Annotated in this window: 11 protein-coding genes; 9 read left to right on the forward strand and 2 right to left on the reverse strand. The window is 47.4% G+C overall.

All coding sequences use genetic code 11. From position 1 onward, the window contains the following. The first annotated feature begins 91 nt into the window (after positions 1–91). From KW844_RS27650 to KW844_RS27670, 5 genes are all read left to right on the forward strand, one after another. On the forward strand, positions 92–535 hold the full coding sequence (locus KW844_RS27650) for a type I restriction enzyme HsdR N-terminal domain-containing protein (protein ID WP_218380008.1): 444 nt from the start codon (positions 92–94) through the stop codon (positions 533–535). Between the two features lie 174 nt (positions 536–709). Further along, complete coding sequence (locus KW844_RS27655) at positions 710–1,480, forward strand: AMP nucleosidase (protein ID WP_218380009.1); 771 nt, start codon at positions 710–712, stop codon at positions 1,478–1,480. A gap of 21 nt (positions 1,481–1,501) precedes the next feature. Then, on the forward strand, positions 1,502–3,220 hold the full coding sequence (locus tag KW844_RS27660) for an ABC transporter ATP-binding protein (protein ID WP_218380010.1): 1,719 nt from the start codon (positions 1,502–1,504) through the stop codon (positions 3,218–3,220). A gap of 99 nt (positions 3,221–3,319) precedes the next feature. Beyond that, complete coding sequence (gene queA / locus KW844_RS27665; RefSeq protein WP_218380011.1) at positions 3,320–4,369, forward strand: tRNA preQ1(34) S-adenosylmethionine ribosyltransferase-isomerase QueA; 1,050 nt, start codon at positions 3,320–3,322, stop codon at positions 4,367–4,369. Between the two features lie 95 nt (positions 4,370–4,464). Continuing rightward, positions 4,465–5,142, forward strand: a complete 678-nt coding sequence (locus KW844_RS27670) for a 2-C-methyl-D-erythritol 4-phosphate cytidylyltransferase (protein ID WP_218380012.1) — start codon at positions 4,465–4,467, stop codon at positions 5,140–5,142. Between the two features lie 109 nt (positions 5,143–5,251). Here the strand turns inward: KW844_RS27670 and KW844_RS27675 are convergent, their stop codons facing one another. Beyond that, positions 5,252–6,238: a Gfo/Idh/MocA family protein gene (locus KW844_RS27675; protein WP_218380013.1), complete on the reverse strand. Its 987-nt coding sequence runs from the start codon at positions 6,236–6,238 to the stop codon at positions 5,252–5,254. A 48-nt stretch (positions 6,239–6,286) separates the two neighbouring features. Next, a complete protein-coding gene (gene radC / locus KW844_RS27680) occupies positions 6,287–6,994 on the reverse strand; it encodes a DNA repair protein RadC (RefSeq protein ID WP_218380014.1) in 708 nt (235 codons plus the stop codon). A gap of 193 nt (positions 6,995–7,187) precedes the next feature. Between radC and KW844_RS27685 the strand changes: the two genes are divergently transcribed. The 4 genes from KW844_RS27685 to KW844_RS27700 all read left to right on the forward strand — a co-directional run bounded on the left by KW844_RS27685 (position 7,188) and on the right by KW844_RS27700 (position 10,103). After that, the gene (locus KW844_RS27685; RefSeq protein WP_073083054.1) at positions 7,188–8,147 is read left to right on the forward strand and encodes a ribose-phosphate pyrophosphokinase; all 960 of its coding nucleotides are present in this window, start codon (positions 7,188–7,190) and stop codon (positions 8,145–8,147) included. A 42-nt stretch (positions 8,148–8,189) separates the two neighbouring features. Continuing rightward, positions 8,190–8,780, forward strand: coding sequence for a 50S ribosomal protein L25 (locus tag KW844_RS27690; protein ID WP_218380015.1), 591 nt, complete (start codon positions 8,190–8,192; stop codon positions 8,778–8,780). Between the two features lie 75 nt (positions 8,781–8,855). Next, entirely contained in the window at positions 8,856–9,437 is a 582-nt protein-coding gene (gene pth / locus KW844_RS27695) for an aminoacyl-tRNA hydrolase (protein WP_218380016.1), read from the forward strand. Between the two features lie 54 nt (positions 9,438–9,491). Further along, positions 9,492–10,103 carry a fumarylacetoacetate hydrolase family protein gene (locus tag KW844_RS27700; protein WP_218380017.1) on the forward strand — a complete coding sequence of 204 codons (612 nt, stop codon included), beginning with the start codon at positions 9,492–9,494 and terminating at the stop codon, positions 10,101–10,103. Positions 10,104–10,304: the final 201 nt, after the last annotated feature.

A 10,304-nucleotide genomic window follows, 5' to 3' on the forward strand; every position in this document is an offset into this window, starting at 1 on the left:
GCGCAGCGCGCAATCCCTCACCTGACACCGAAGGTGGCAGCCGCAAAACAACAATTGCTGTATCTTAGCCGCCAATTAAACACCCTGCAATTTGATCAAGATAGATTTCCCGGAACCGGACTTTAAAGTGATAAAAGAAGGAGAAAAAACACTGATTTTTGACCGCCTGAGAAAGCGCTACGTGATCCTGACCCCGGAAGAATGGGTAAGGCAAAACGTCCTCCAATATCTCTTTAAAATAAAAAATTACCCGCCCGCACTCACGGCCATAGAACGTGAAATCTATCTGGGAGAAATGAAAAAACGCTTCGATATCGTGGTCTATAACCGGGAAATGAACCCCTGGATGCTGATCGAATGTAAGGAGATGAATGTGCCGCTTAGTCAGCAAACCCTCGAGCAGGTAGTACGATATAACATGGTCATACCTGCGAAATACCTGGTTATCACCAATGGTACTAATACCTTTTGCTGTACTTATGAGCAGGAAACTCACCAGTGGCGCTTCCTGGAGGAACTGCCGGATTACGAGTAAACCCGCCACAGTAAGTGAACCCCAAGGTTGCTGTGATACCCCAGCGGACCATGGGTGCGTCCGGCGGTCATCCAAAGGGTTTTCGATTGGGGCGCAGGCGCAATCGAAAACCGCGTTAACAACCAACGATAGGAAATCCCCGGAAAAAACCTTATATTCGCTTGTCAAAAGGCTATGAAGACAAAAGAAGAAATTGTAGCTAATTGGCTGCCCCGTTACACTGGTGAAAAGTTAGAAAACTTCGGAACGCACATCCTCCTCACCAACTTCAGTAATTACCTTACCATGTTTGCCGAATGGAACAACGTAGAAATCGTTGGCATTGGTAAACCTATGCAATGCGCCACCGCCGGCGAAATTACCATTATCAACTTCGGTATGGGAAGCCCCGGCGCCGCCACCATCATGGATCTGCTCAGCGCTATTGAACCAAAAGCAGTACTGTTCCTCGGAAAATGTGGTGGACTGAAAAAGAAAAACCAGATCGGCGACCTGATTCTGCCCATTGCTGCTATACGCGGCGAAGGTACCTCTAACGACTACTTCCCGCCGGAAGTGCCAGCCCTGCCTGCATTCGCACTCCAGAAAGCTATTTCCACCACCATCAGGGATTCCGGCCACGACTACTGGACAGGTACCTGCTACAGCACCAACCGCCGTATCTGGGAACATGATGCCGAGTTTAAACAGTACCTGGAAAAAATCCGTGCCATGGCCGTAGATATGGAAACCGCTACCATCTTCTCCGTAGGGTTCTATAATAAAATTCCTACAGGCGCACTGCTGCTGGTATCCGATCAGCCAATGGTGCCGGAAGGAGTGAAAACAGAAGAAAGCGACAAGAAAGTAACCACCAAGTTCGTAGACCGCCACCTGAAAGTGGGTATCGAATCGCTCCAGAAACTGATCGACAGTCACCAGACCGTGAAGCACCTGCGCTTCTAAGATTTGTTGTATCTTCCCGCTATGCAATATTTGCGGGCTGCTATTAAAGACCTGAAGGTTAGTTTCCGCTCAGGCAACAACAGCGTTACCGCTGTTAATAACATCAGCTTCACCATCGGAAAAGGTGAATTAATTGGTGTTGTCGGAGAATCCGGTTCCGGAAAATCCGTAACCGCGCTTTCCCTCATGCAGTTAGTGCAGGAGCCTGGCAGGATCGATAACGGACAACTGTTGTATTACGAAACCGAAGATCCCGTTGATCTCCTGCGGCTCTCTCCTGACGCCATGCGGCGCTATCGTGGCAATGAAATAGCCATGATTTTCCAGGAGCCCATGACCTCCCTCAATCCCCTGCTTACCTGTGGAGCACAGGTAACAGAAGCCATCCGCCTGCACAAAAAGATTCCCTTGCAGGAGGCCAAAGCCCGCGCCATCGCGCTGTTTGCGCAGGTGAAACTGCCCGATCCCGAAGGTATGATGGATCGTTTTCCACACGAACTCTCCGGGGGGCAGAAACAACGGGTCATGATTGCTATGGCGATTTCCTGCGAACCTAAACTCCTCATTGCCGACGAGCCCACTACCGCACTCGATGTGACCGTTCAGAAAGCCATCCTCCAATTGCTGAAGGAACTGCAGCAGCAAATGGAAATGAGTGTACTGTTTATTACCCACGACCTGGGCGTGGTAGCAGAAATTGCCTCCCGGGTAATGGTCATGTATAAAGGCAATATTGTTGAGGAAGGACCGGTAGCAGCAGTGTTTACGCACCCCGTACACGCCTATACGAAAGGGCTGCTCGCCTGCAGGCCTCCGCTGGATAAGCGTTTGGTGCGACTACCCGTGATACGCGACTTTATGGAGCAGCCAACCTCCGTACAATCATTTGTGGACTCGCTACAGATGAGTGATGAGATGATAGTGGCCCGCCGGAATACCCTTACGGCCCGCGAGCCTATCCTGCAGGTACATCACCTCAGTACCTGGTTTCCGATAAAGCGCTCCCTGACCGGCAAAGTCCTGGAATGGCGCAAAGCCGTGGACGACGTGAGCTTTGAAATGAAAACCGGCGCAACGCTGGGACTGGTAGGGGAATCGGGCTGTGGGAAAACTACCCTCGGTCGCAGTTTATTAAGATTGACAGAACCAACCAGCGGTACAATTGTTTATAAGGGACAGGACTTGAGAAGTTTGTCAGCGCAAGGCATGCGCGCCATGCGGAAAGACATGCAGCTGATCTTCCAGGACCCCTATTCATCGCTGAATCCACGTATGACCATCGGCAATGCCATACTGGAACCAATGGAAGTGCACGGCCTGTATGGCAATGCAGCTGCCCGCCGGGAGAAAGTGCTGGAGCTGCTGGGAAAAGTAAATCTCATGCCGGAACATTTTAATCGTTATCCCCACGAGTTTTCAGGCGGCCAGCGCCAGCGTATAGTGATAGCGAGGGCATTGGCAGTAAATCCATCCTTTATCATCTGTGATGAATCAGTAGCGGCTTTGGACGTAAGCATCCAGGCGCAGGTGCTGAATCTGCTGATCAGTTTACGGGAAGAATTCGGATTCAGCTGCATCTTCATCTCCCATGACCTGTCGGTAGTCCGCTTTATCAGCGATCAGATGCTGGTCATGCAAAAGGGAAAGATCTTGGAAAGCGGCGAGGCGGATCAGGTGTACAAGCATCCGCAGCATGCTTATACCCGGCAACTCATTGCTGCCATACCTAAAGGAATTTAATATAAAGTTGTTTGATTTATAATGATTATGGCCAATTTTTGACGATGTGGATAAAAATCGGTACTTTTGCGCACTTAAAAAATTCATTCATACCGTAATATGAAACTATCACAGTTCAAATTCGACCTTCCTTTAAATCTCATTGCACAGCATCCTTCCAAAACCAGAGACGAATCTCGTTTAATGGTGGTGCACCGCGCGACTGGAAAAATTGAGCACAAAGTATTCAAAGACATCCTGGGTTATTTCAACGACAAGGATGTGATGGTTGTGAACAATACGAAAGTATTCCCGGCAAGGCTGTATGGTCGCAAAGAGAAGACAGGCGCTAAAATTGAAGTATTCCTGCTGCGTGAGCTGAACAAGCAAAACCGCTTGTGGGATGTTATTGTTGACCCTGCACGTAAGATCCGTGTTGGTAACAAGCTGTATTTCGGTGACGATGAGTCATTGGTAGCCGAAGTAATTGATAACACGACCTCCAGAGGCCGTACTATCCGTTTCCTGTTTGAAGGTAACGATGATGAATTCAAAGCCGTGCTGGACACCCTGGGTGAAACGCCGCTGCCTAAATACATCAAACGTAAACCGGAAGAAGAGGATAAAGAGCGTTACCAGACTGTTTACGCGAAATATGAAGGTGCGGTGGCTGCTCCAACTGCGGGCCTGCACTTCAGCCGTGAACTGATCAAACGTCTGGAAATTAAGGGCGTTAAATTCGCTGAAGTTACCCTCCATACCGGTCTGGGTACTTTCCGTCCTATCGAGGTGGAAGACCTGAGCAAACACAAAATGGATGCTGAGTATTTCCATATCGATGAGCATGCAGTGAAAATTGTAAACAAGGCTAAAGAGGAAAACCGTAAGATCTGTGCGATTGGTACTACTTCTGTACGTGCGGTAGAATCTTCCGTAACAGCGCAAAATCACCTCAAGGCGGCTGAAGGCTGGACTAACACCTTCATTCACCCTCCTTACGATTTCGCTATTCCGAACGCTTTGGTGACTAACTTCCACCTGCCAAAAACAAGTCTGCTGATCATGACCTGCGCATTTGCCGGTTATGACCTGGTGATGGAAGCCTACCAGCAGGCCATTAAAGAGAAATATCGTTTCTTCAGCTATGGCGATGCCATGCTGATCCTTTAATGATAAGCATCTTATGTAAAAAAAGTTCCCACCAGCATCCTGCCGGTGGGAACTTTTTTTGTTTATATCTTGCAGCACATTCTATCAGCTAATACATGAAAGAACGAAATAAAGTGGCCATAATAGTAGCCGGAGGGTCCGGCTCCCGTATGCAGAGCGCGGTTCCCAAGCAGTTCCTCGACCTGAATGGCAAGCCGGTATTGTATCATACTATTGCGGCTTTTGCCGGTGCCTATGCCGACATGCGGATCGTGCTGGTATTGCCGGAGGCGCATTTTGAGTCGGCCGAAAAAGTGCTGTCTCATTTTGCCCGGCGTCCGGACATAACCCTGGTAAAAGGTGGTGACACCCGCTTTCACTCGGTAAAGAACGGGTTACAGCAGGCAGGAGCGGATGCGGTGGTGTTTGTGCACGACGGGGTACGGCCTTTAATTTCCACGGCATTGATCCGTAGCTGTTATGAGGCTGCTTTACAGTATGGTAGCGCTATTCCTGTGATTGATATGAAAGATAGTATAAGGGAGGTACAGGGAGATGTGAATCGCGCAGTGGACAGGGAAAAGTACAAGATCATTCAAACGCCGCAAACGTTTTTATCGGAGGTACTGCTGCCGGCTTTTGAATTGCCCTATGATCCCCTGTTTACGGACGAGGCCACAGTAGCCGAACGGCTGGGGCATCGGATTCACCTGGTGGCAGGGGAGGAAGCGAATATAAAGATTACGAAGCCGCTGGACCTGGTGATAGCGGCGGCGCTGCTTGGCGAGCGATAACATTACCCGCAATCGTAAGCACGTCATTTCCCTGAATTTAAAAGGGCAGGGCCCAGTGGCCCTGCCCTTTTAAATTTTCTATCTGCCGAAGGCAGATGGAAAATTTAAATTATCTCGCCGTCTGGCTCTCCGCCAGGGTCTTATTAATTTTATGGAGAATCTGATGCGCCACATCAACGGCCTGCAGTCCATCCACAGCCGTAACAACTACCGGTGTATTGTTCAGGATGGCATCTCGGAACATTTCGAGTTCCATGCGGATGGCGTTGGTTTGTTTCACTTCCGGGTTATCGATGGCGATGGTTTTTTTACCGCTGTTGGTTTCGATATCCAGGGTGAAGAGGCCTTCATCTTCCGGCGTTTTCAGTTTGATGATTTCTGATTTTTTATCGAGGAAGTCGATTCCGATATAGGCATCTTTCTGGAAGAAGCGCATTTTGCGCATTTTTTTCAGGGAGATGCGGCTGGAGGTCAGGTTGGCGACGCAGCCATTATGGAATTCGATGCGTACGTTGGCGATGTCCGGGGTGTCGCTCATAACGGCTACTCCGCTGGCGGAAATGCGGCTGATGGTAGATTTTACGATGCTCAGGATGATATCGATATCATGGATCATCAGATCGAGGATAACGCTTACATCTGTTCCGCGCGGGTTGAATTCTGCCAGGCGGTGTACCTCAATAAACATGGGGTTTAGCTGGTAGCCTTTGAGGGCGATGAAGGCGGGGTTGAAGCGTTCCACGTGACCTACCTGGAATTTGATATTGGCTTCTTCCACGAGTTTGACCAGTGTTTTGGCTTCATCGATGGTGTTGGTCATTGGTTTCTCCACAAAGATGTGTTTACCATTGCGGATGGCCAGTTCACAGAGGTTAAAGTGAAGGGTGGTAGGGGCCACGATATCGATCGCGTCAACAGCCAGGATAAGCTCTTCGGCTGAGTTGTAACGAGGAATGTTGTAGAGTGATGCAATGCTTTGGGCATTGGCGTCGCTTGGATCGAAGAAGCCTACCACTTCTACGTCTTTCATGGTTACTAACTGAGAAAGGTGAATTTTCCCTAGATGTCCTACCCCGAAGATTCCTATTTTGAGCATATGGATCAGAATAAATAATAAATGCGAAAGTAAATACTTTAGCGCATTTTATAGCACCCCTTCTTCCACCAGGCTTAAATAGCCGGTTTCGGCCACGATGATGTGATCCAGCACTTCGATATCGAATAGTTTACCGGCGGCGCGGATCTTTTTGGTAACGTTGATATCTGACTCGCTGGGCCGCAGGCTGCCGGAGGGGTGGTTATGACAGAGGATGATTTTTGTGGCATGTACTTCCAGGGCTTCCCGGAATATGAGTTTGGGATCTACCACGGTGCTGGACATCCCTCCGCTGCTGATACAGCGGGTGAGCAGTACTTTCTGGGCATGGTTCAGGAACATGACATAAAAGGTTTCGTGGTATTGATCCGCGAGTAGTGGCTTAAAGAACAGGGCGGCATCGGAACTGGTTTGGATCACGTTTTTTTTATGCACGGAGGTGGACTGCCGGCGCCGGGATAATTCCAGGGCAGCTACTACCGTCACTGCTTTGGCGGTGCCCATTCCTCGTAGTTTACGGAGGTCCCGAACATTCAGGCGACCCAGTTCAGAGAGATTGTCTTTGGCAAGGCGGAGTATTTCGCGTGCCAGGTCAACGGCGGATTTCTGACGATAACCGGTTTGCAGAAGTATCGCGAGTAATTCTGCATCACTGAGGGCATTTACGCCTTTATCAATGAGTTTTTCACGGGGCTTATCGGCGTCAGGCCAATCTTTGATGGCGACATGACTGCCGGGGTTAACATTCACAAACATAATAACTTCCTTTATCCGAAGTTACTCCTTTCTCTCTGGTTTCCCAATTCCCCCCATACATTTCTTATATCTCCATATTGTTTGTTTTTCAATTATAAAGAAATTATTTATATTTAATATATAACTAGGCCCGGAAAAAAATTCGGGGCATACACCTAAAAAATCATAGTTTTGCAACCTCTTTTCCACAAGTATGCAACCTTCAGTAAAAATCTTCACAGGTAACAGTAATCCAGAATTGGCTGAGAAAATTGCCAGACGTTATGGCAATGGACTTAACGGTCTTGGCAAAGTTAAAATTCAGAAATTCAGCGACGGCGAAATTCAGCCGGTATTCCTGGAAAGTATTCGTGGTGACTATGTTTTCCTGGTACAGGGAACCAGCGCCCCGTCTGACAATCTGATGGAACTGCTGCTGATGATTGACGCAGCCAAGCGCGCATCTGCAGGGTATATCACCGCGGTGATACCTTATTTCGGATATGCCCGCCAGGACAGAAAAGACAAGCCCCGTGTGGCTATCGGCTCTAAACTGGTAGCGAATCTGCTGGTAGCGGCAGGAGCTAACAGGGTGATTACTATGGATTTACACGCTCCGCAGATACAAGGGTTCTTCGATATCCCGGTGGATCACCTGGATAGCTCGGCGATTTTTATCCCTTATATTGAGCAATTAAAGCTGGAAAATCTTACCTTTGCGTCCCCGGACGTGGGTAGCACCAATCGTGTACGTGAAGTAGCCTCCTACTTTAATGCCGAAATGGTGATCTGCGACAAGCACCGTAAGAGAGCGAATGAAATCGCCTCCATGGTGGTAATCGGGGATGTGAAAGACAGAGATATAGTGCTCATTGATGATATTTGCGATACCGCAGGTACCCTCTCTAAAGCAGCTAACCTCCTGAAGGAGAAAGGCGCCAGAAGTGTACGTGCTTTTTGTACTCACCCGGTTTTTAGCGGAAAAGCGTACGAAAACATCGAAAACTCAGTGCTGGAAGAAATCGTGGTTTGCGATACTATCCCACTGAAACAACATTCTCCGAAGATCAAGGTAATTACCGTTGCTGAACTCTTCGCCGTTGCCATACGCAATATGCACGAGAATAAATCCATCACCAGCCTGTTTATTCACAGTCAGCGCAGAGGCGATTGATAACTAAGTATTTATTTATTCTTTATATAAATTGTTTAAACAATGAACACAATAACCATCGAAGGAGAACTCAGGAGCGAATTTGGTAAAAAAGCCACCCGCCAACTCCGTTCTGAGGAAAAAGTGCCTTGCGTTATTTACGGGGGTGCAGAAGTTGTTAGTTTTTCAGCGCCTGCAAAATCTTTCAAAACCCTGGTTTACACTGCCGCTTTCCAGGTAGCAGAAATTAAACTGGGAGCTAAAACTTACCGTGCAGTAATGAAAGACCTGCAGTTTGATGTGGTTACAGACGAACTGTCTCACATCGACTTCATGGAACTGGTAGAAGACAAACCAGTAGCAGTTACCCTGCCTATCAAACTGGTTGGTCAGTCCGTTGGTGTTAAAGCCGGTGGTAAACTGGTTAGCAAACTGAAAGCACTGAAAGTGATCGCACTGCCTAAGCACCTGGTAGAAAACATCGAAGTAAACATCGAGAACCTGGAGCTGAATGCAAACATCCGTGTAGAAGACGTTCAGGTTGAAGGTATCACCATCACCAACTCTCCACGTATTCCTATCGCTTCTGTGGTAATGACCCGTCAGCTGCGTCAGGAAGAAGCAACTGCTGAAAAAGACGCTAAAAAGAAATAATCTTTTTAAAATATTTTTCAAAAATAGCCCACGCTTTGGCGTGGGCTATTTAATTTTATACCTGTTAATAACACCATGAAATACTTAATAGCAGGATTAGGAAATATAGGCACTGAATATCAGCATACCCGCCACAATATCGGATTCGACGTGGCAGATGCATTCGTAGCCCACCATAAGGGTAGCTTTCACAACGACCGCCTGGCCGACGTGGCGGAAATCAAATGGAAAGGCAAGATCTTCATCGTGATCAAACCTACTACCTACATGAACCTGAGTGGTAAAGCCATCAAATACTGGATGGACAAAGAAAAGATCAGCATCGAAAACCTCCTGGTGATTGTAGATGAACTGGCCCTGCCGCTGGATGTTATGCGGCTCCGCCCCGGTGGCAGCGATGCCGGCCATAACGGCCTTAAAAGCATCCAGGATTCCCTGGCAACCTCCCAATACCCACGACTCCGCTTCGGCATAGGGAATAACTACCCTAAAGGCCGCCAGGTAGAGTTTGTACTGGGCAAATGGAAACACGACGAAACAGCCATCGTACAGGAAAAAATCGATAAATCAATCGAAATTATCGAGAGTTTCGCCACTACCGGTCTTGCACGTACGATGAATGCCTTTAATAACTTAACTTACCCTTCCGTAAAGTAAATTTGTAAATATGGCAGCTATCTGCTTTATTTAACCTTTAAAAACAAGCGCATTATGAAAATTATTTGCGTAGGTAGAAACTATGCCGACCATGCCAAAGAATTAAAGAATGAAGTACCAACTGAACCGGTACTCTTCATGAAACCGAAGAATGCCTTGCTACAGAATAATCATCCATTCTATTATCCGGAATTTACCAGTAACCTGCATTATGAATGCGAGTTGGTACTCCGCGTGAGCAAGAACGGTAAACATGTTCAGGAAAAGTTTGCAGATAAGTATTACGACCAGATCTCAGTAGGTATCGATTTCACGGCAAGAGATATCCAGGACCGGCAAAAAGCGAAAGGCCTGCCCTGGGAAATAGCCAAAGCCTTCGATAACTCCGCGATCGTCGGGAAATTTTTGCCCATTACCCCGGAAATGGACAAGAAAGACATTAACTTCTGCCTGTATAAAAATAAAACACTGGCACAGCAAGGAAATACGAAAGACCTGTTATTTAACTTCGACTTCCTCGTGGCCTATATCTCAAAGTATTTTACCCTCAATATCGGCGACCTCATCTTTACCGGTACACCGGCAGGTGTAGGCCCAACCGAAATCGGCGATTCTTTTGAAGCATTTATCGAAAACGATAGCCTGCTGGAGTTTTCTGTGAAATAATTTAAACTTAGCAATTTGTAGCTCTTCCTCGCCAGTGGCGAGGAAGAGCTACAAAAAAAATAAAGGGGCCTTTGGCCTAGTCATGGTCGGAAGAAATTTCTTCCGACCATTTTCTTTTATATATTTTCTTTTGATTTTTTAACAAGATACTGACAACCATTTATTTATGATTACATATCACTATTTTAGTGATTGATGTAT

It is taken from the genome of Chitinophaga sp. sic0106 (genome assembly GCF_019219075.1).
In the GTDB taxonomy this organism is placed as follows: domain Bacteria; phylum Bacteroidota; class Bacteroidia; order Chitinophagales; family Chitinophagaceae; genus Chitinophaga.